Origin of the sequence: Phyllobacterium sp. YR531 (assembly GCF_000282595.1) — a bacterium.
Taxonomy (GTDB): domain Bacteria; phylum Pseudomonadota; class Alphaproteobacteria; order Rhizobiales; family Rhizobiaceae; genus Phyllobacterium.
The window spans coordinates 118,927-140,235 of the sequence record NZ_AKIZ01000038.1; the positions used below are offsets into that span (position 1 = coordinate 118,927).

Annotated in this window: 21 protein-coding genes; 10 read left to right on the top strand and 11 right to left on the bottom strand. The window is 53.2% G+C overall.

What is annotated here, in order from left to right:
• The 5 genes from alr to PMI41_RS22010 all read left to right on the top strand — a co-directional run bounded on the left by alr (window position 1) and on the right by PMI41_RS22010 (window position 5,596).
• A complete protein-coding gene (gene alr, locus PMI41_RS21990; protein WP_008128548.1) occupies window positions 1–1,170 on the top strand; it encodes an alanine racemase in 1,170 nt (389 codons plus the stop codon).
• Window positions 1,170–2,570, top strand: a complete 1,401-nt coding sequence (gene radA / locus PMI41_RS21995; RefSeq protein ID WP_008128549.1) for a DNA repair protein RadA — start codon at window positions 1,170–1,172, stop codon at window positions 2,568–2,570. Before alr ends, radA begins: the two co-directional genes overlap by 1 nt.
• 34 nt (window positions 2,571–2,604) lie before the next feature.
• Window positions 2,605–3,204 (top strand): CvpA family protein, encoded by a 600-nt coding sequence (locus PMI41_RS22000; RefSeq protein ID WP_008128550.1) that lies wholly within the window; start codon window positions 2,605–2,607, stop codon window positions 3,202–3,204.
• Window positions 3,205–3,340: 136 nt separating this feature from the next.
• Window positions 3,341–4,834 carry an amidophosphoribosyltransferase gene (gene purF / locus PMI41_RS22005; RefSeq protein ID WP_008128552.1) on the top strand — a complete coding sequence of 498 codons (1,494 nt, stop codon included), beginning with the start codon at window positions 3,341–3,343 and terminating at the stop codon, window positions 4,832–4,834.
• Window positions 4,835–4,843: 9 nt separating this feature from the next.
• Window positions 4,844–5,596, top strand: coding sequence for an SDR family NAD(P)-dependent oxidoreductase (locus PMI41_RS22010; protein WP_008128554.1), 753 nt, complete (start codon window positions 4,844–4,846; stop codon window positions 5,594–5,596).
• Here PMI41_RS22010 and PMI41_RS22015 read toward each other — a convergent pair.
• Entirely contained in the window at window positions 5,593–6,645 is a 1,053-nt protein-coding gene (locus PMI41_RS22015) for an AraC family transcriptional regulator (RefSeq protein ID WP_008128556.1), read from the bottom strand. The two genes, PMI41_RS22010 and PMI41_RS22015, sit on opposite strands and share 4 nt — an antisense overlap.
• 147 nt (window positions 6,646–6,792) lie before the next feature.
• Here PMI41_RS22015 and PMI41_RS24405 point away from each other — a divergent pair, with 147 nt between their 5' ends.
• Both PMI41_RS24405 and PMI41_RS22025 read left to right on the top strand, forming a co-directional pair.
• The gene (locus tag PMI41_RS24405; protein WP_008128558.1) at window positions 6,793–7,500 is read left to right on the top strand and encodes a hypothetical protein; all 708 of its coding nucleotides are present in this window, start codon (window positions 6,793–6,795) and stop codon (window positions 7,498–7,500) included.
• Window positions 7,501–7,545: 45 nt separating this feature from the next.
• The gene (locus PMI41_RS22025; protein ID WP_008128561.1) at window positions 7,546–8,535 is read left to right on the top strand and encodes an alpha/beta hydrolase; all 990 of its coding nucleotides are present in this window, start codon (window positions 7,546–7,548) and stop codon (window positions 8,533–8,535) included.
• Between the two features lie 16 nt (window positions 8,536–8,551).
• Here PMI41_RS22025 and pssA read toward each other — a convergent pair whose 3' ends face one another.
• The 5 genes from pssA to PMI41_RS22050 all read right to left on the bottom strand — a co-directional run bounded on the left by pssA (window position 8,552) and on the right by PMI41_RS22050 (window position 13,786).
• A complete protein-coding gene (gene pssA / locus PMI41_RS22030) occupies window positions 8,552–9,394 on the bottom strand; it encodes a CDP-diacylglycerol--serine O-phosphatidyltransferase (RefSeq protein ID WP_008128563.1) in 843 nt (280 codons plus the stop codon).
• A gap of 3 nt (window positions 9,395–9,397) precedes the next feature.
• Complete coding sequence (locus PMI41_RS22035) at window positions 9,398–10,096, bottom strand: phosphatidylserine decarboxylase (RefSeq protein ID WP_008128565.1); 699 nt, start codon at window positions 10,094–10,096, stop codon at window positions 9,398–9,400.
• 124 nt (window positions 10,097–10,220) lie between these two features.
• Window positions 10,221–12,038, bottom strand: coding sequence for an ABC transporter ATP-binding protein/permease (locus PMI41_RS22040; RefSeq protein WP_086003546.1), 1,818 nt, complete (start codon window positions 12,036–12,038; stop codon window positions 10,221–10,223).
• 71 nt (window positions 12,039–12,109) lie between these two features.
• The gene (locus tag PMI41_RS22045; protein ID WP_008128568.1) at window positions 12,110–12,469 is read right to left on the bottom strand and encodes a metalloregulator ArsR/SmtB family transcription factor; all 360 of its coding nucleotides are present in this window, start codon (window positions 12,467–12,469) and stop codon (window positions 12,110–12,112) included.
• An 87-nt stretch (window positions 12,470–12,556) separates the two neighbouring features.
• The gene (locus PMI41_RS22050; protein WP_008128570.1) at window positions 12,557–13,786 is read right to left on the bottom strand and encodes a LysM peptidoglycan-binding domain-containing protein; all 1,230 of its coding nucleotides are present in this window, start codon (window positions 13,784–13,786) and stop codon (window positions 12,557–12,559) included.
• Between the two features lie 161 nt (window positions 13,787–13,947).
• On the opposite strand from PMI41_RS22050, the gene PMI41_RS22055 reads away from it, so the two are divergent.
• Both PMI41_RS22055 and PMI41_RS22060 read left to right on the top strand, forming a co-directional pair.
• Window positions 13,948–14,553, top strand: coding sequence for a TIGR00730 family Rossman fold protein (locus PMI41_RS22055; RefSeq protein ID WP_008128572.1), 606 nt, complete (start codon window positions 13,948–13,950; stop codon window positions 14,551–14,553).
• 21 nt (window positions 14,554–14,574) lie between these two features.
• Window positions 14,575–15,564, top strand: coding sequence for a CorA family divalent cation transporter (locus tag PMI41_RS22060; protein WP_008128573.1), 990 nt, complete (start codon window positions 14,575–14,577; stop codon window positions 15,562–15,564).
• Here the strand turns inward: PMI41_RS22060 and rarD are convergent.
• From rarD to cysS, 4 genes are all read right to left on the bottom strand, one after another.
• Window positions 15,553–16,491 carry an EamA family transporter RarD gene (gene rarD / locus PMI41_RS22065; RefSeq protein WP_348225809.1) on the bottom strand — a complete coding sequence of 313 codons (939 nt, stop codon included), beginning with the start codon at window positions 16,489–16,491 and terminating at the stop codon, window positions 15,553–15,555. The genes PMI41_RS22060 and rarD overlap by 12 nt on opposite strands.
• A 120-nt stretch (window positions 16,492–16,611) precedes the next feature.
• Complete coding sequence (gene cimA, locus PMI41_RS22070; protein ID WP_008128575.1) at window positions 16,612–18,225, bottom strand: citramalate synthase; 1,614 nt, start codon at window positions 18,223–18,225, stop codon at window positions 16,612–16,614.
• Window positions 18,222–18,716, bottom strand: a complete 495-nt coding sequence (locus PMI41_RS22075; protein ID WP_008128576.1) for a GFA family protein — start codon at window positions 18,714–18,716, stop codon at window positions 18,222–18,224. Before PMI41_RS22075 ends, cimA begins: the two co-directional genes overlap by 4 nt.
• Complete coding sequence (gene cysS, locus PMI41_RS22080; protein WP_008128577.1) at window positions 18,713–20,167, bottom strand: cysteine--tRNA ligase; 1,455 nt, start codon at window positions 20,165–20,167, stop codon at window positions 18,713–18,715. The genes PMI41_RS22075 and cysS overlap by 4 nt, the downstream gene beginning before the upstream one ends.
• Window positions 20,168–20,550: 383 nt before the next feature.
• Here cysS and PMI41_RS25135 point away from each other — a divergent pair, with 383 nt between their 5' ends.
• On the top strand, window positions 20,551–20,718 hold the full coding sequence (locus PMI41_RS25135) for a hypothetical protein (RefSeq protein ID WP_008128578.1): 168 nt from the start codon (window positions 20,551–20,553) through the stop codon (window positions 20,716–20,718).
• On the opposite strand, the gene PMI41_RS22085 is transcribed toward PMI41_RS25135, so the two are convergent.
• Window positions 20,695–21,309 carry a LysE/ArgO family amino acid transporter gene (locus tag PMI41_RS22085; RefSeq protein WP_008128579.1) on the bottom strand — a complete coding sequence of 205 codons (615 nt, stop codon included), beginning with the start codon at window positions 21,307–21,309 and terminating at the stop codon, window positions 20,695–20,697. The genes PMI41_RS25135 and PMI41_RS22085 overlap by 24 nt on opposite strands.

Sequence of the window (21,309 nt, forward strand, 5' to 3'; positions counted from 1 at the left end):
TTGACTGCTAGAACTCCAAATATAACGACAGCTGGCGCCGACCCCCGGCTTGCTGGTGGACGTCTTACCATTGATCTCGACGCGCTCGTTGCAAACTGGCTTCTCCTTGCGGAGAGATCCAAGCCAGCCCGTACCGGGGCTGTCGTCAAGGCCGACGCATATGGTCTTGGCATTGTTCATGTTGTTCCGGTTTTATGGAAAGCGGGATGCCGCACATTCTTTGTGGCCGTGGCCGAGGAAGGACTGCGTGTAAAAGCAGTAGCGCCTGATGCGCAGGTATTTGTACTTAATGGTTTTTTCGCAGAAGCTTTGCCCGTTTACGAACAATCAAATCTCATTCCGGTGCTCGGCTCATTGCGCGAACTTGCGGTATGGCAAAACGCCAACGCCACTCGCACAGAAAAACTGCCTTACGCGCTGCACGTAGACACCGGGATGAACCGGTTGGGTTTGACCGTCAACGAAGCGATCCGTTTTGCAGGGGATGCCGCAGACCACAGCCCGGTGCTGCTGCTGACGCATCTTGCCACGGCAGATGATCAGACCCATGCCCTTAGCCAGCGTCAGTTTGAATCATTTCAAAAGCTTCGTGCCAATTTCTCCGGAATTGAATCAAGCATCGCCAATTCACCCGGTATCTTCCATAGTTTGAATGCAGGATATGAGTTGAGCCGCCCCGGCGTTGCCATGTATGGCGGCGAGCCTGTTTCCGGCATAACCAACCCAATGCGCCCGGTTGTTACCTCAGAAGCAAGAATCATTCAGATCCGTACCGGACTTGAAGGAGAAACCGCAGGTTATGGCGCTACAGCAACCCTTACCCGCGACACACGTATCGCCATTTGCTCAATAGGCTATGCGGATGGTTATTTGCGTTCCGCATCCGGTAGTGGTGTGCCCCTGAGACAGACGCTGAATAGTGGCGGCATCGGCTTCATTGCGGGCAAGAAAGTGCCGGTGATAGGCCGTGTAACAATGGATATGACATCCTTTGACATCAGCGATCTGGAGGAAACTGATGTTCGCGAAGGGGATTATATAGAACTGTTCGGCACCAATATCAGCCTGGACGACGCAGCCCGCGCTGCAGGCACAATTGGATATGAGTTGCTTACCAGCCTTGGAAACCGCTATCACCGCCGCTACGTCTACAGCGGAAACGAGATTTGATGGCCAAGGCTAGAATTCAATTCATCTGCCAGAATTGCGGTGCTGTTCACACCCGCTGGGCCGGTAAATGCGATGCTTGCGGCGAGTGGAACACGCTTGTCGAGGAAGGTACGTCCGGCGGTATCGGCAGTGGCCCCGGCAAGCTTTCCGGTCGCAAAGGCCGCGCTGTTGCACTGACTACATTGTCCGGTGAAATTGAAGACGCACCACGCATACAATCAGGAATTGGCGAGCTTGATCGTGTCACTGGTGGAGGGTTCGTACGTGGTTCCGCCATCTTGATCGGCGGCGATCCGGGTATCGGCAAATCCACATTGCTGACGCAGGCAGCGGCTGCGCTTTCACGTCAGGGCCATCGCGTGGTCTATGTATCAGGCGAAGAAGCGGTTGCTCAGATTCGCCTGCGGGCACAAAGGCTGAACGCCGCAGATACCGATGTGTTGCTCGCAGCAGAAACCAATGTCGAAGATATCCTCGCGACCATTTCCGATGCCAAGCGCCCCGACCTGATCATTATCGATTCGATTCAGACGCTTTGGACTGATGCAGCTGATTCTGCGCCCGGCACGGTTACTCAGGTACGCGCCGGAGCGCAGGCAATGATCCGCTATGCCAAGCAGACAGGTGCGGCTGTGGTGCTCGTCGGTCACGTTACCAAAGAGGGGCAAATTGCTGGCCCGCGCGTTATCGAACACATGGTTGACGCAGTGCTCTACTTTGAAGGCGAAGGCGGGCACCATTACCGAATATTGCGTACAGTAAAGAACCGCTTCGGACCGACGGACGAAATCGGCGTGTTTGAAATGTCGGATAAAGGGTTGCGTCAGGTCGCCAATCCATCCGAGCTGTTTCTGGGTGAGCGCAATGACAAATCGCCCGGTGCTGCTGTTTTCGCTGGCATGGAAGGCACGAGGCCAATTCTTGTTGAGATACAGGCATTGGTTGCACCGTCAACACTTGGCACGCCGCGCCGCGCCGTTGTTGGTTGGGATGGAAACCGCCTTTCGATGATTCTAGCCGTGCTTGAAGCCCATTGCGGTGTAAGGTTCGGGCAGCATGATGTTTACCTGAATGTTGCCGGTGGATACCGAATAACAGAGCCTGCCGCTGATCTTGCTGTCGCATCTGCACTGGTTTCCTCTATTGCCGGTATTGCCCTTCCCGCAGATTGCGTCTATTTCGGCGAAGTCAGTCTTTCTGGCGCGGTTCGCCCTGTGGCCCATGCCGTGCAGAGACTGAAAGAAGCAGATAAGCTTGGGTTCAAGCAGGCTGTTCTTCCCAAGGGAAGCAACGATGTCGCAAAGAACGGCAATGCTCGTCTGACGGAAACCGCTTCGCTACCGGACCTTGTGGCCGGGATTGCGGCGTCGGGACCGGGCAAAAAACAACGCGAAGACTGATCAATGATCGGTTTTGATATGAGGACTAAACGAAATGCCGATAACGTTGCTTGACGGAATACTATTGGGCATCACCCTCGTCTCGGCGGTCCTTGCCATGGTCCGCGGCTTTTCGCGCGAAGTGCTTTCCGTTGTGTCCTGGGCTGCTGCAGCTGTCGCAGCCTATTTGTTTTACAAGCCTGTCGTGCCCTTTTTGGCACCCTATATCAGCAATGAAACAATCGCGCAGATTGCTGCCGCCGGTCTGGTATTCATTGTCACGCTGATTGTCGTCTCCATTATCACGATGAAAATTGCAGATTTCATCATCGATAGCCGCATTGGTGCGCTGGATCGCACACTCGGCTTTCTGTTTGGTGCAGCGCGCGGCGTTCTTCTCGTTGTGGTCGCCATGCTGTTCTTCAACTGGCTCGTCACAGAAAATCAGCCTGCCTGGGTAGCGCAGGCCAAGTCAAAGCCGATGATTGACGAACTTGGTGCAAAGCTGGTCGCTTTGCTTCCGGAAGATCCGGAATCGACCATTCTCAAGCGTCTGAAACCTGGCACACCTGCGGCAACGGATGCCGCACCGGACGGAACAACGACAGCTGAACCGAAGGAAGACATTCCGCCGGAAGGCACAACTCCTGAGTAATCAGGCAAAAAGCATGAAACTGCGTCAATTCCGCTATTGGGGTTTGCTTGGTAATACCCCATATAGTGTGGCATAATACAAACTAGGCACAATTGACTCGATCCCAAGTTATCTTGGGGCGGAAGGGCTGGCGGTAATGACCGACATTTCTCGTGACGATAACCAATTGATGTCCCTCGATGATGACACACTGCATGAAGAGTGCGGTGTGTTTGGCATTTTGGGGCATTCCGATGCGGCGACGCTGACAGCCTTGGGGCTACATGCGCTACAGCATCGCGGCCAGGAGGCAGCGGGTATCGTTTCCTACGACGGAAATCAGTTCTGCTCAGAGCGCCGTATGGGCCTTGTTGGCGACCACTACACCAACCCTGCTACATTAGCCCAGCTGCCTGGCGATCGGGCTATTGGCCATGTTCGCTACTCTACGACAGGTGATGCAGCGCTGCGCAACGTCCAACCGCTTTTTGCTGAACTGGAAATTGGCGGCATTGCCATTGCCCACAACGGCAATTTCACCAACGGCTTGACAATGCGCCGCAAGCTCATTGCCGATGGCGCTATCTGCCAGTCCAATTCCGATACGGAAGTTGTGCTGCATCTTATCGCCCGTTCGCGCAGCACTTCATCCAGCGATCGCTTCATTGACGCTATCCGCCAGATGGAGGGCGGTTATGCGATGCTCGCCCTCACCCGTACCAAGCTGATTGCTGCGCGCGATCCTATCGGTATTCGCCCGCTCGTGATGGGTGACCTCGACGGCAAGCCAATCTTCGCTTCTGAGAGCTGTGCGCTGGATATCATCGGTGCAAAATTTGTTCGTGACATCGAGAACGGCGAAGTTGTGGTTTGCGAAATTCAGGCTGATGGCTCGATCAGTATCGATTCCTTCAAGCCGCAAAATCCAAAACGCGAACGTCTTTGCCTGTTTGAATATGTTTACTTTGCCCGCCCTGATTCCATTGTCGGTGGCCGCAATGTCTATACTGCCCGCAAGAATATGGGCATCAACCTTGCCAGGGAAGCTGCGCTTGAGGCGGACGTTGTCGTTCCTGTTCCGGATGGCGGTACACCGGCGGCAATCGGTTTTGCGCAAGCGAGCGGTATTCCGTTCGAACTCGGCATTATCCGCAATCATTACGTCGGCCGCACTTTCATCGAGCCAACACAGTCCATTCGGGCGTTTGGCGTGAAATTGAAACATTCCGCAAATCGCGCCGTTATTGAAGGCAAACGTGTTGTGCTGGTGGATGATTCCATTGTTCGCGGTACTACTTCAGTGAAAATCGTTCAGATGATCCGCGACGCCGGTGCCAGCGAGGTACATATTCGCGTCGCCAGCCCGATGATTTTCCACCCGGACTTTTACGGCATCGATACGCCGGACGCGGATAAGCTGTTGGCAAACCAATATGCTGATCTGGATGCAATGTGCGCTTATATCGGCGCAGACTCACTGGCTTTCCTGTCAATTGACGGGCTTTACAAGGCAGTGAGCGGAGCACCGCGTGATGCCCGCGCTCCGCTGTTCACCGATCACTATTTTACTGGTGACTATCCGACCCGCCTCCTCGACAAGGATGGTCCGGACAATGTTCGTCAGTTTTCGCTTCTCGCAAATAACGGTTGAGTTCTCTTCATGATTTCTGACGGCAGTTTTCGGCTGGACGGCAAGCTTGCGCTTGTCACCGGCGCATCGCGTGGCATTGGCTATTACCTTGCAAAAGAACTTGCCGGACGTGGCGCGCATGTGATTGCCGTTGCCCGCACAGTTGGCGGACTCGAAGAACTGGATGACGAAATCACCAAGGCCGGTGGCTCGGCAACGCTGGTTCCGCTTGACCTGACCGACCTGCCTGCCATCGACCGTCTGGGCGGATCGATCCATGAGCGCTGGGGCAAGCTCGATATCATGATTGCTAATGCTGGCGTATTGGGCACCATTTCGCCAATCGGCCATGTCGAAGCCAAAGTGTTCGACAAGCTGATGACAATAAATGTCTCCAGCGTCTGGCGGCTCATACGGACAACAGACCCTCTGCTGAAGCTTTCTGATGCCGGGAGGGCTCTGTTGCTCTCTTCCAGCGTTGCCCATTCAGCGCGCGCCTATTGGGCTCCCTATGCCGCCTCCAAGGCTGCCGTTGAGGTGTTTGCACGTAGCTGGGCCGAGGAAACCAGACAGACAAAATTGCGGGTCCATTCAGTCGACCCGGGTGCGACGCGCACCGCTATGCGTGCGCAGGCTGTTCCAGGCGAAGATCCGGATACCTTGCCAACGCCGGCCGAGGTTGCTGCAAAGATTGCCTTGCTCTGCGATCCGGCCATCGATGAAACCGGCAAGCTTTACAATGTGCGCTCCGGCAAATTGCTCAGCTACAATAATCCCGGTTAACCGGCGAGGCGAATAATATTGGTTTCGTCGAGATGATTGTTTCGGGCACGCCACGCTTTAGGGCTCATACCGGTGACACGCAGAAACTCCCGATTGAAATTTGACTTGGTTTGAAAGCCTGCATCAAACATGATGCGGGTGATGGGCTCATCGGTTTCTGCAAGAAGTTTGCAAGCCTCCTTCACGCGATAATCATTGACATATTGCGAAACACTCATCGCTTTGACGCGATTAATGGCGTTGGATACCTGCCTTACTGAAAGCCCCATTTTCCGTGCCAGCCGGTTTAAGTTGAGATCAACATCGCGATATGGCTGACGCGATTGCATCAACTCATCGAGCGCTGTGGCAACCGCTGCATCATCCGATGTTGGTTGGCTGGATAGCACCGCCTCTTCCACGCTTTCATCAACTGCCGGTTGACTGGCACCTGCGACGGTTGCGGCAGTTCCAAGCACCAGCAAGCCAATAATGTTGGCTATAGCGACGATACGACCGGAATAGATGCCTCCCGTTTCGGCAAAGTCGAAAGTTACCAAAAGATCGATCACAGCTGAGCCCACAGTGGAAAAAGCAGTCAACTGCAACGCGCGATAGGATGTGATGACACCATCCAGTCGTGACGCGCCAAGCACGTTGGGGCCAGCCCAGGCGAGCTGCACAAGTGCTGCCCCATAACCCAGGAAAATCAGAATGATCGTCAGTGAAATGGGGTCCGGCCAGAACGCTACGAAACCGGCAACCAGCAATGTCGGAATGGTATGCAACAACAGATAGGGTCGCTGTGAAGGCGGTCGTTCAGTCCGCAGACTATCAAAACTGAGCCACGCGAGTGTCGGGGCGGCAGCGGCCAATATCGCCTGAAGCGGCAAAATTTCTACAAGGTCGTAACCCCAGCGCACTCCGATAACGACCGATTGTACAGCAGCGACGATCAGCCAAGCCAGAAAAAACGGGTGTGAGCCTCCTTCGTCCTGCCGCCGGATCATTTGGATCAGCAGTATGAAAAGCAACAGGGCGACAACAAAGGGCAATGGCACAAAAAGCATACGTCAGTTCCGCATGAGACTTGGGCTCAATATGACCTTAATCGTGATCGCGGACGACCTGAATTATGATCAAGGTCGAAAATATCCAAGCAATGCCGCTCCCTGCTGTTGGCGCTAATCCAAGCGCCGCACTTCAAGGAGATCAAAATGCCGGGATTTTTTGCTTCACTTATCCTGCTCTTCACCACTCTCACACCCGTTGCGGCACAAGCTGAAACTGCAGCCCAATTGGATGTGACCGCAATCAAGCAGGTGAATATTACCGGCGACAGCAGCCGTGTGGATTTCACCACCTCAAACACAGCTGCCTATACCGCGACTGTCACAGGCACTCGGACAAGCTGGCTTGCCAGTTGGTATTCCAATTGGTTCTCGAACCGCTGCGATACGAAAACAACAACTGAAATCAAAGATCAGACATTAACGATTGACGTTACTGAGACTCCACTTCTTAGCGTCTCAGATTGCGAGGTTCGGATTATCGTCAATCTGCCCAAGGGCGCTGACATCGATATCGAACAACATGCACTACTTGCCCATTTCTCCGGCGATTATCGCAGTATTCACATCCGTGGGAATGCTGCGGACTTTTCGTTGGATGGCTATGTCTCCAAACTGGATATCAAAGGCGACGCGGTACGCAGCGATGTTCGGTTTGACCGAAGCAGCAATAGCGAAACGATCCATCTGGATTCTCGCGCGCTAGATGCCACGTTCAGCTTTTTGAAAGACACACCGATCAGCTATGCGGTGAATGCCAAAGCATCTTTCATCGACAGCAAACTTACCAACACACCCGGTGCGAAACCTTCAATCGACATCACGAGCGATTACGTCCGCGCGACCATCCGTTGAGAATCCCGCCGAAACATCCGCAATTAACAAGATGGAACTCCAATCATGAAAGCTCTTAAAGTAGCGGCCTTCCTCGCATTTGCCACATGCACCACTTTTCAGCAGGCCCAGTCTGCCGGATTGAAATTCATGGAAATACCTTCTGACAATCACGGGCCGACACTGACTGGAGCAGTCTGGTATCCATGCAACGGCAAACCGGAAAAAGTGGACATCGGATTCGACTATTCACTGGCAGTGAAAGACTGCCCCGTGAGTGGCAAAAATCGCCCGCTTATAGTCATCTCGCACGGCGTAGGCGGATGGATAGGCAATTATCACGGACTTGCTGAAATGCTTGCAGATAATGGATTTGTCGTCGCCGCGATCAACCATCCGCGCGATAGCGGTCAGTCCAAAACCCGCGATCCTGGCGACATCGCCGCCATGACACAGCGTCCTACCGACATGAAAAGGTTGATCGATTATCTTGTTGGTCCCGGATCTTACGCAAATCAAATCGATGCATCGCGTATAGGTGTGTTTGGCTTTTCGAGAGGCGGCAATACGGGACTTGCAATGATTGGCGGGAAGCCCGACTGGAAGTTGCTGCTTAATAATTGCCCGATCTACCCTGGCAACCGCTTTTGCGAGCAGATCAAAGCGGGTTCCGTCGTGGAAATGGAAAGTGATGCCCGCATCAAGGCCGCTGTTATTGTGGATCCCGCAGGTGGAAGCCTCTTTACTGCCGAAGGTTTAAAAGGAATATCCGTCCCCGTTCAATTGTGGGGCTCAGAGCGTGGCGTGGATGGAGTTTCGCCCGAAGACACTGCAAATATCATCCGCAATATGTCAACGAAGCCTGATTTTCAGTCTGTGCCAAAATCCAACCACTTCTCATTTCTGCCTCCCTGCACTTCTGATTTTGCAAAACTCGCGGCTGAATCAGGCGATACAGAGCTTTGTAGCGACGATCCGGGCTTTGATCGCGTCGCATTTCACAAGCAGTTCAATGCCGACATTCTCGCATTCTTCAGTAAGCATTTGAGTGAATGACCCGACCGGCTTGGTCTCAGGAAGAGGCTTCCGTCGCCTCTTCCTCTGTCGGGACAGCGGCAGCATCCGCGGCTTCAAAGCGTTTCCAGGCTCTGTAGCTGAAAGGCAGCGAGAGAAAGAAAACAATGGTGGTAAGGGTCAGCGTTTCCCAAGTGTAGCTCATCAGGAAGGCAACATAGACAACAATGAACAGGAATGTCGGCATGACCCAATCGGAACGCAGTTTGGTTCCCGCTGCCTTGCCGCTGTAAACCGGCAGGCGGCTGATCATCAGTACCGCAACACCGACAGTGTAAGCGGCGGCAACAAAAGCAAATGTGCGCGTAGGTACGAGGCCGAGAAAACCGAGATATACAGGCAACATGACAAGCATCGCGCCAGCCGGTGCCGGAACACCGGTAAAGAAATTATTCTGCCAAAGAGGTTTGCCCACAACGTCAAGCATCACGTTGAATCTGGCAAGCCGCAGACAGCAGGCAATGCAGTAAAGCAGTGCCGCAATCCAACCGAAGGACCGAGCCTGATCCAGCATATAGGCATAAAGCACCAAGGCCGGGGCAACACCGAAATTGACGATATCAGCAAGCGAATCCATTTGTGCACCGAACTTGGACGATCCCTTCATCATCCGGGCAATTCGGCCATCAATACCATCCAAAAATGCAGCAAGCAGCACCATCGAAACGGCTAGCTCAAACCTGTTCTCAAAAGCCAACCTTATGCCTGTCAGTCCCGCACATATCGCCAGAACTGTAATGACATTAGGCGCAAGATAACGCATCGGAATGCGCGCGCCTTTCGGCTCGACGTTCTGACGATTCTCGTCAAACAATGGGTCTGTTTCCGTTTCTGGCAACATTGATCAGCTTATCCGGACAAGCGGAGCGTTTGGCACGCCGCCAAATTCAGCGAGAACAGATTCACCGCCGACGGCAGTCTGGCCGACGGCAACGCGAGGTACGAAGCCCTGCGGCAGGTAAACGTCAACACGCGAACCGAAACGGATCAGGCCAAAGCGCTCGCCGATGGAAATTGCATTGTTCTCGTCGACCCAGCATACAATGCGGCGGGCAACCAAACCAGCAACCTGCACAACCGCAACTTCGCCGTTCGGGCTTTCGATTACCAGCCCATTGCGTTCGTTTTCGGCACTCGCCTTATCAAGCTCGGCATTCAGGAACTTACCGGGCTTGTGAACGATGGTAGAAATCTTCCCACGCACGGGCGCGCGGTTGATGTGGCAGGAAAACACGTTCATGAATACAGAAATGCGGGTCATCTCCGCATCGCCCATTCCAAGTTCCCGCGGTGGCACTGCTGGACCGACTGCAGAAACGAGGCCGTCAGCTGGGCTTACCACAAGCTTGTCGTCGGTTGGTGTTACGCGCTGCGGATCGCGATAGAAATAAATGCACCACGCGGTGAGAATCAAACCGATCCAGAATAGCGGTCCCCAGAGATAGCCAAGGATGAGTGTCGCAACGGCGAAACCCGCGATGAACGGATAGCCTTCCTTGTGTATGGGTACGAAGGTATTGCGGATCGTATCAACGAGGCTCATTCATCTATCCCTGATTTAGCAGCATCAAATGTCGTTTAGTGCCGCCTGTCATGTCGTAACAAGACGGCTATTTTTCAACGAGTTTGCGCGTTCATATCGGAGATTGGCAGCCGGAGCAAACCATTCACGCTGGCAGAGCAGGCTTTCCACGGACAACAACACCAAGATCATCCTCAGCCTGTACGCGGCGCAGACGTTCTTCGGCCTCTGTCGCTTCACGCTGACGATTCCACATCGAAGCATAAAGGCCCTTGATCTTCAAAAGCCTGGTGTGCGTACCGCGCTCAGCAATGACACCATCTTTCAAAACGATGATCTCATCAGCGCCGATAATCGTTGAAAGCCTATGGGCAATAACCAGCGTCGTGCGGTCGCGGCTGACCAGATCGAGCGCAGACTGGATCTCGTGTTCCGTAGCGCTGTCGAGAGCAGAGGTAGCCTCATCAAGTATGAGAATCGGTGGTGCTTTCAAGATCGTCCGCGCAATGGCGACACGCTGCTTTTCACCGCCGGAAAGCTTGAGCCCACGTTCGCCGACCATGGCCTGATAGCCTTCAGGCAAAGTATCGATAAACGGCCCAATCTGCGCAAGTTCTGCAGCGTTACGCATTTCCTCATCATTGGCGCTTATGCGGCCATAACGGATGTTATAGGCAATCGTATCATTAAACAGGACTGTGTCCTGCGGCACCATGCCGATAACAGAGCGCAGGCTTTCCTGGGTTACGTCGCGGATATCTTGCCCATCGATGCTGATGGAGCCATTTTGGATATCGTAAAAACGGAACAACAGACGTGATAGTGTCGACTTGCCTGCACCAGATGGTCCAACGATTGCGACTGTCTTGCCTGCTGGTACCTCGAAGCTGACGCCCTTCAGAATTGGCCGTTTTGGGTCATAGGCAAATTGCACATTGTCAAAGCGGACAGTGCCATGATCGATAACCAATGGCTTGGCATCGGGTTTATCCATTACCTCCTGTTCGACATCAAGCAGATCAAACATCTGTTCAATGTCGGTCAATCCCTGACGCACTTCGCGATATATGAACCCGATAAAGTTGAGCGGAATGGATAGCTGCATCAGCATGGCATTGATGAAAACAAAATCGCCAATCGTTTGCGTACCGGCCATGACTTCCCTGCCCGACATGATCATCATCACGGCCATGCCGATGCCGAAGATCACCGCCTGACCGAAGTTCAGCCATCCAAGCGACGTCCAGATACGGGTGGCAGAGACTTCGTATCGCGCCATTGCACCATCGAAGCGGGTAGCCTCCATGGTCTCGTTGCCGAAATATTTAACTGTCTCGAAATTCAACAGTGAGTCTATCGCCTTGGAATTGGCGTCGGTATCGGACTCGTTCATATCGCGACGGATATTGATACGCCAATCGCTGGCGCGCACTGTGAACCACGTATAGAGCCACACCGTGGCAACCACGACCGCCACGTAAGATAAGCCATATGTGACTGCAAAAATCACAGCAGTCATCAAGAATTCGATGATTGTCGGTGCCGTGTTGAGGATCGTAAAACGGACAATGGTTTCAATGCCCTTGGTTCCACGTTCGATAATGCGCGAAAGCCCACCCGTGCGTCGCTCCACATGAAAGCGCAGGGACAGTTGGTGCATGTGCACGAAGGTTTTATAGGCGAGCTTGCGGACGGCATATTGCCCAACGCTGGCGAAAAGCGCATCGCGCAACTGGTTGAGCCCGGCCTGCACAATACGCGCGAGATTATAGGCGGCGACCAGCATAAGCGGGCCGATGAGCAAAACTGGCAGCAGTTCGGAAACCTCCAACTTGCCGTTTAGCGCATCGGTCGCCCACTTGAAGAAATAGGGAACGAGGATCAGCACGACCTTGGAGATAATGAGGTAAAAAGTTGCCCATACGACGCGCATGCGCAGATCAGGACGTTCTGATGGCCACATATAAGGCCACAAGTTGCGAATTGTCTGGAGGGTCTTTCCGGACTCTGAAGATACGGTCTTATCGGGCACTTCTAATCCTCAAACACGTTTTCGCGCCGAACTTGCGGCTGCGATGGAACGCTTTTCTCTGGCGGGCAGCAGAGCTGCGCCATATTGTTTACAAGCTTCGCGACGCGAGCAAATGCCGCCGGATCAATGCTGTAATGCGAGCTTTGACCCGATTGACGGTAACGAACCAAACCGGCTTCCACCAAAATCTTGAGATGCTGCGAAACAGTTGACTGAGCAAGGTCAAGACCAGCAACGATATCTTTGCAGCATGATGCATCACGACAAGATAGCTGGCGGACTATGCGCAATCGTGCTGGATGGGCAAGAGCCGCCAGTACGCGCGCGGTTTCAATATCTTCAAGGATTTTCTGGCAAGTCATCGTTCATCGTCGATAGACGATATATGTGTTCGATGCAACACTATTGCAAATGTTTTGCGTAAAAACCTGCGCTTGAAGCAAATCTTTCTATTGAATCGCCGGCTTGTCTTTTTCCGGCAACGCGAAAACCTGTCCCGGGAAAATGCGATCCGGGTTTCTTATCTGCTCTTTATTGGCAAGATATATGGTGGTGTAACGCACACCCTCGCCATAGGTGCGGCGTGAAATTCGCCACAGATTATCACCACGGCGGATGATGACCGAACCCTCGACGCTTTGCAGGGGAGCTGTCGCGTCGCCCGTGGCGACTTGCGCTGTCGTGCTCTCAACTGCGGGTGCCGCCGCTTCATTGGCAGCAGGTGCAGGCGCAACCGCCGAAACACGCTCGCCTGCCTCACGCTTGAATGGGACTGCCGATCTTGCAAGGACAGTCACTCCATCTGCTGCAAGCATATCAGCCCGCACGATGTAATCGCCGACAGCCAGTTCCTTGACAGTTTGCACCAGAAACCGCCCCTCTGGCGTCGTCATGGTCGAGCCGAGCAGATCGCTGTTTGCATATACTTTTACTGTTGAACCAGCTTCCGCAGTTCCCGCGATGAAAAGTTTATTACCTTCAATTTCAACAGCTTCCACAGCAATTCTCGCTTTTACAGCTGGCTGAACGGCTGGCTTGTCGCCTTTTGGAGCAGCTGTAGCGATGGCTGGTGCTGCATCGGGTGCAAGCGTGGCTTCGGGGGTCGTAATCATGCGGCTTGGCTGACCTGATTGCTCAACAAGAGCCAGAACCTGTCCGGTCTTGGTCTCGGGAATAGAGACAATCGCCGTTTCAACCGAAGTCATTGCAGTCCCATTGGTTCCTGTAGAACGCAGCACGAGCTGATAATCGCCCGGCTTTAATGGATCATCGAGAGCGATTACAAAATCACCGCTGTCATTGGATTTTGTGGTGCCGATGATTTTTGAGCGTGAAAGAAGATCAACGCTTGCGTTGGGAGCAGCCTTGCCAGCAATGACGATAGAGCCCGAGGGCTCGACCCGCAGCACATCAAAAGTAGGAGCACTGGCAGTTGCTGGTGCAGGTGCCGGATCGGCCTGCGGTATTGCCGCCTGCTGCGTTGGCGCATCTTGCGCGGCGGGTGCAGGTTGTGTCGCGGGCACGGCGGGTGTTGCGGGTTTTGCTGATGTATCAATATCGGCGATAGCTGCCGGTCTATCAGACCCTATTTTACCTGAAATATCTGCCACATAAAGCGCGACCAGACCCGCCGCTACAACGGCACTGAACCCCAATAATGCTAATCGTGTGCTGAGCATTGTTTTTTACCCTCTTCTTCTTTTTGCTCTAGCGTCTTTTATGCTCCTCTACAAGAAACGACGCAAATTCAGCCTATTATACCTTTTATCTAGATGAAGCGGTAGGGTGTCCCGATTTGTCGCGCTTGACTGTGGGCGAAGCAAAAGGCACCAAATAATACATGAGCAAGATTCGATCCATTTGTGTTTACTGCGGTTCATCGCCGGGCCGTGATCCCATTTACAAACACAGCGGCAAGCTGCTTGGCAATTCGATTGCTGAACACGGGCTTGAGCTTGTCTATGGTGGTGGCACCAAGGGCATAATGGGCGCAGTTGCAGACGGCGTCATGTCTGCCGGCGGTAAAGTTACAGGTATCATCCCGAAATTCCTTATGAACAAGGAAGCGACCGAACATTCCCTGCAGCAATTGTCGGAATTGATCGTCACCGAAGATATGCATGAGCGTAAGCACAAAATGTTTGAACGCTCTGATGCCTTTGTTACCCTCCCCGGCGGTATTGGGACAGTTGAAGAAATCGTAGAGATCATGACCTGGGCGCAACTCGGCCGCCACAGGAAGCCAATGGTGTTCGCCAATATTAACGGGTTCTGGAATCCAATGCTGGCCTTGATCGATCACATGAAGGCCGAAGGATTTGTTCATACGTCACATTTGGTCAATCCGATTGTGGTAGACAAAGCCGAAGATATTGTTCCTGCGATCCTTAATGCTGCGTCAAAGGGTGATCGGGAAGGCAACGAAGCTATAATCGAACGGCTCTGACAGGATGAAGGGATCAGCATTATGGACGCGCTCGATCCCAAATCTGCTTCACTCAAGACAGATGATTTCGTCATCATTCATGACTTTGACTTTGATGGTGCGCTTGTCACCAAGTCCGCTACACAGACGAATTGGGCATGGAAAAGTTACGCACTGGTAGACGTCCGTGCGAAACGCAATCTGGAAATTCACCCCGAAATTCCGGAAGCTGTGAAGGAAACCCTGCTCGCTGCCGGTGATCAATATCAGATTAGCTATGAAGACGGCTGGCTGTTCGGCGAGCTTCCTGATCTGCAGCATGAGCATTATGGTGATGCGGGCAAACTTGGCTATTTCCGGTTCGCCTTGAACGACAAGCTTTTCATCAGCGGGCGCAGGTATCCACTGCAGTCGGTCGACGATGTCAGGCAGTCCATATTGCGTGACAAAATCAGGCTTGAGACGCCTCTTGATCTGTTCAATGCCATATTCAGACGCTTTCTGGAGTTGCTGAAAGCGGAAATCGCCAAGCTTTCAGAGACGCTGGACGCAATCGAAGATCATATCGTTGGTGAAAACTGGCAAGGTGAGCGCGAACGGCTTGTGCCTGTGCGACGCCAGATTGTACTTTTTCATCGCCATCTTACCGCAGCGACAAGTCTTTTCCGGCATATAGACCATGCCGACCGGCGTGCCTTTCCAGAAAAACTGGATGATCTGATCGAAGGATTGTCACGCAGAGCGGAGACACTGCACGCGGAAGGCGAGCAGTTGCAGCAACGTGCCCGGCTGCTGCAGGACGAACTGATGGCAAAGCTGTCAGATCAGTCGAATCAGTTTCTTTACATATTGTCGATCATGACAGCTGTTTTGCTGCCGACTACTGTTATCAGCGGCCTTTTTGGCATGAACACCGGCGGACTGCCATTTCTGGAAAGCCCGCACGGCTTCTGGATAGTGGCTTTTGTGGCGCTGTTTATCTCGGTGATGGTTTATCTGTTTGTCCGCAAGATCGGCGGATCACGGCGTTAGCTGAGCTGCAATACGCGCCTTTCGTGCGTCGTGCAGCATCGACCACGTATAAATCGCCAAGGCTGACCAGATTAAAGCGAATGCTATGAACTGAATGTGCGAGAACGGCTCACCGAACACGAAGATCGCACTCAAAAATACGATGGTTGGTGCGATATATTGCATAAGGCCAATGGTGGTGTAGCGGAGCAGCTTTGCACCGAAGGCGTAAAGGATAAGGGGCACTGCAGTTGCCGGACCTGCAAAAAGCAACAGGCCAATATCATGGGCACTGCCATGCACGAAGTGGCTCGTACCCTGCATGACAGTCCAGCCGATAAGGGCAAGTGAAGGGATCGAAAGGATCAGAACCTCCAGCATGAAACCTTGGGTCGGGCCAATCGGCAAGGTCTTGCGGAAGAAACCATAGAAGCCGAAGCTGAAAGCGAGCACCAGCGATATCCATGGCAGTCCGCCTGAATAGACCGTGAGCAGGATTACGGCACAGGCTGCAAGCGCAACGGCGACCATCTGCGGCTTGGAGAGGCGCTCACTCAGGAACACTGCACCGAGAACAACATTGACCAGCGGGTTTATGTAGTAGCCCAGTGCCGTATCAATCGCATGGCCGGAGCCAATCGCCCAGACATAAGTGCCCCAGTTAATAGTGATAAGGCAGGCCGTAAGTGTGGCCATCGCCAGCATACGCGGCGTGGTCAAAGCGATCTTGAGATCGCCGAACAAGCCAAGCCACCAAAGCAGGATACCCGCAATCGGAACGGACCAGACAATGCGATGCGCCACGACTTCAAGCGCGGGCATATGTGCGACCGTTTTCAGGTAGAATGGAAGAATGCCCCATAGAAGGTAAGCGGAGAGAGCGAAAATAAAGCCCTTCCTACCATCGGACATGCCCGGCAAAGGCGCGGCACCAATTGCGGCATTCATTTTTGCTTGTTCGCTCATGGTGCGAAGTCCTAGCGGTCAGCCTGCATTGCGTCCATTGAATTCGCCTGATCAAAACATCAAGCTGTTTGATGTTTTGATCATTTTTCTAAGCAGAATTGATTATTCCGCTGCAATTTTGCCAGCAAGATCGCGATTTTTCATCAGTTTATAGACTACGGAGTCCATCAACGCCTGAAAAGACGCATCTATGATGTTGTCGGATACGCCGACAGTCCACCAGCGCACATTGCTCGAATCCGTCGATTCGATCAGAACGCGGGTGATCGCCTCGGTACCACCATTGAGGATACGAACCTTGAAATCCGCCAAAACGAGATCGTTTATCTCATCCTGATAACTGCCCATATCCTTTCGCAAGGCCAAGTCGAGTGCGTTCACGGGTCCGTGGCCTTCCGCCACTGACATGCGCATTTCACCATCGACTTCCATGCGGACAACAGCTTCCGAAACAGTCTTGATATTCCCGTTGGAGTCGAAGCGGCGTTCAACCATACAGCGAAAAGAATCCACCTTAAAAAACTCCGGCACGGTGCCGAGTGTACGCCTTGCGAGCAGTTCAAAACTCGCATCGGCACCTTCATAGGCGTAACCTTCCGCTTCATGTTCTTTGACAAGCGAGATCAGCGTATCAAGCCGCGGGTCAGTCTTGCTGACGGGTATGCCCCGCCGCTCAAGCTCGTTGATGAAATTCGACTTACCGCCCTGATCCGAGATCATGACCTTGCGGCGATTGCCGACCGTTTCCGGCGGCACGTGTTCATAAGTAGCCGGTTCCTTGATCAAGGCAGAGGCATGAATACCGGCCTTTGTGGCAAAGGCCGATGAGCCGACAAACGCGCCTTGTGCATTCGGTGCACGGTTAAGCAGCTCGTCGAAGCTGCGTGACAGGCGCGACAGGCCTTTCAATTTTTCAAGGCTTATACCCGTTTCGAACCGGTCCGCCCACGCAGGCTTGAGCATCAATGTCGGGATAATTGTTATGAGATTGGCGTTGCCGCAGCGCTCACCGATGCCATTGAGGGTGCCCTGAACGTGGCGAACGCCTGCATCGATTGCGGCAAGCGAATTAGCAACAGCTTGTTCCGTATCATTATGCGCATGAATGCCGAGATGGTCGCCCGGAATGAGCTTTGTAACTGCTTTAACAATTTGCGTTATCTCGGCAGGCTGCGTGCCACCATTCGTATCGCAAAGGACGACCCATCGTGCGCCTGCATCATAAGCGGTTTTCGCACATGCTAAAGCATAGTCAGGGTTCGCCTTGTAACCATCGAAGAAATGTTCGCAGTCGACAATGGCTTCCTTGCCGGCATTGACGGCTGCTTTTACAGATGCGTCGATGGATTCAATGTTCTCTTCGTTTGTGCAGCCCAACGCGACGCGAACATGATAGTCCCAGCTTTTGCCAACGAAACATACTGTATCGGCTGATGAGCCGATAAGCGCGGCGACACCCGGATCATTGGAAACAGAGACGCCAGCGCGCTTTGTCATGCCGAATGCAGCAAACTTTGCGCTGTTTGTCCGCTTTTCCGCGAAGAAAGCCGTATCCGTGGGGTTTGCGCCGGGATAACCGCCTTCGACATAGTCAAAGCCAAACTCATCAAGCATTGCAGCAATGACTTTCTTGTCCTCGACTGAAAAATCGATCCCGGGTGTCTGCTGCCCATCACGCAAAGTCGTGTCGAAAAGATAAATGCGTTCTTTGGTCATTTGCCCGTCTCTTTCACAGGCCATTCGTCCGTATCATAATCAGGATGCTGATACGATCTCATCGTTTTAACAAACTCCACGGAGTCCGGATCACTTTCCGAGGTATATCCCGGGAGATCATGCAGTGTATCAACGTATGGAAGCTTGTCCTCAAGCCCCCATTGGACAGTCGGCGCGAGGTCTTCCGGTTCGTCAAATGCGCCGATGGCAAGCGCTATGCCATCAGGCGCTTCGTAAGTGAGTGGAGTTCCGCATTCAGAACAGAAGCCGCGTTTTACATGATTGGAAGACTGAAAACGCTTTGGCTCACCGCGAGTCCACTTCAAATCCGAATTGGTCACTGAAACAAGCGGTGCAAAGAAGTTGCCGAATGCTTTCTGACACATTCGGCAATGACAGATGGATGGTTTTCCCAGCGCGCCTTCGACGCGAAAACGCACAGCGCCGCACTGACATCCGCCGGTGTAGATTGGTCTGTTGTCCAAACTCACCTCTTCACCTCCCAGGTTGTCACCCGCTCACCAGTAGCGGCATCCTTGCCGTCCTTCAGTTGAATGCCTTTTTCCAGCAATTCATAACGGATGGCGTCTGCCTCAGCAAAATCCTTGGCACCCAGCAAATCGAGCCTTTGTTTAACCTTTGCCTCGATTTCAGCAACGAATTCGGCTGACATTTCTTCAGCATCACTGCTCAGATCGATTCCAAGCAAGGCGAACGTTGCCTTGTACGCAGCAGGGTCCAACGACTTTGATTTGCGAGCAGATGCCAGCCAGTTGATAAGACCCGGCGTCGCGAGGTCATCTGACAATATCTCCAGAGCTTCATCGGGTATCCATCCGACTGCCGCAGAGCCAGCATATTCCCGCGACTTTGCAAGAATGTTTTCTGCCTCCTCCAGCCGGTTTATGCTGAAGTCGATCGGCTCGCGGTAATTGGTCATCAGCATGGCAAGGCGCAGCACAGCACCCGGCCACTTCCGGTCACCGAACGTCGTTGTCTCCAACAATTCATTGATGGTGAAGAAATTGCCGACGCTCTTGGCCATCTTCTGGCCTTCGACCTGAAGAAAACCGTTATGCATCCAGATATTTGCCATGCGTTCCGTGCCGAATGCGCAGCACGACTGCGCTATTTCGTTCTCATGGTGCGGAAAGACGAGATCAATGCCGCCCGCGTGAATATCAAAGACATTCTTCATGGGATCATCACACTGCAATCCGCCCCCGAATGGCTCCAGAAGCTTGGCCATCGACATGGCAGAGCATTCAATATGCCAACCGGGACGGCCCAGCCCATCGATTCCTGCCGGTGATGGCCAACCTGGCTCGTCCAGCTTTGAGGGCTTCCACAACACGAAGTCCATTTCATCACGCTTGTATGATGCAACATCGACACGCGCACCAGCCAGCATATCGTCGGCGGAGCGGCGTGCCAGTAAGCCATAGCGCGGGCCCTTTGCAGCATTCATTGCAGATGGCGAAAACAGCACATGCCCGTCAGCCACATAGGCAACGCCGCGTTCTACCAGACGATCAATCATCGCGACCATCTCGGCGATATATTCTGTCGCGCGGGGCTGGGACGATGGCTGCAGATTACCGAGAGCAGTGACATCCGCCTGAAACTGGGCATTTGTGGCTTCCGTGACTTTGCGGATAGCCTCGTTCAAGGGAAGCTCTGGAAAATCCCGAGCGGCACGCGCGTTGATCTTGTCGTCCACATCCGTGATGTTGCGCACATAGGTAACGTGATTTTCGCCATAGGTGTGGCGCAACAACCGGAACAATACGTCAAATACGATTACCGGGCGGGCATTACCGATATGAGCGTAGTCATAGACCGTCGGTCCGCAGACGTACATGCGCACATTCTTATTATCGATTGGTTCGAAACTTTCCTTCGAACGGGTCAGTGTATTGTAGAGGCTGATGTGATGCGGCATGGGTCGTCTCAATGTTCAGGTTCAAGAATAGACGATATCAACGGACGGGTCGCTTGACCGGCTTATTCGCATCTTTGGTACTGAAAATTTGAGATGAAAACGGCCGGGCCAGCAAGCGCTAGCTGATAATGTTCCGACAGGTAATAATAATCGTGACTGGCAACGTTTTCATGGGCGTCTTTATGATTGAGCGCGTGGCAATCGTCAAGCGTCTGCCACCGCAATCCCTGTGTGGCATATTTGTCAGGATCATAATCGTTAATGCAAATTAACCGGAAAGCCTAAAATCCTCCCGGAAAGTGCCTTTTTTCCGGCCAATTTGACCGGGATTCCTGAGCCTCGAAATAAAGGGGAATAGTCCCCTGTATCAAAGGACCAGACTGATGATCCCGACACAACAAACAGCCAAGCCGCGAGAAAGCATCTTTGCTGACCACCTTGCCTCACAATACCGCGCGATCGGACCCGCTGCCATTCAGGCTGCCGTTCTCAATTCCATCCGCCAGCGTCCGCCTTTGAAGCTTGCTTCAATTGTTCAGGAAACGGACTAACAGACTAATTGCTATACCGGCCATCACCAGGCCGATGATGACGTCAAGCACACGCCAGGCAGCAGGCCTGGCAAAGACCGGCTGCAAAAGCCTCGCGCCATAGCCGAGGCCGAAAAACCAGACGAAAGACGCTATCGCCGCGCCAGCGCCATATGCCGCGCGGTTGGCTCCTTCAAAGCGCGCCGAAAGGCCGCCGAGCAAAACCACCGTATCAAGGTAGACGTGAGGGTTGAGGAAAGTCAGCGCAAGCACTGTGCCGATGGCGACTTTCAATGACCCACTGCCTGCGCGAGCAGCCTGCATCGCTTCGGGATGTAAAGCGCGCCTGAACGCCACTGAGGCGTACCAGAAAAGAAATACTGCCCCGCCGAGGGTAACGATTGAAATAAGTTTGGGCGACTGGGCAATCAGCGTCCCCAGACCTGCCACCCCAGCCGTGATAAGCAGTGCATCAGACAAGGCACATATAAAGCTCAAGATGAAGACGTGTTCCCGCAGCAAACCCTGACGCAATATGAAAGCGTTCTGAGCGCCGATGGCGATGATCAGCGACGCGCCAAGAAGAAATCCGGATAGTGCGGCTGAGAACAT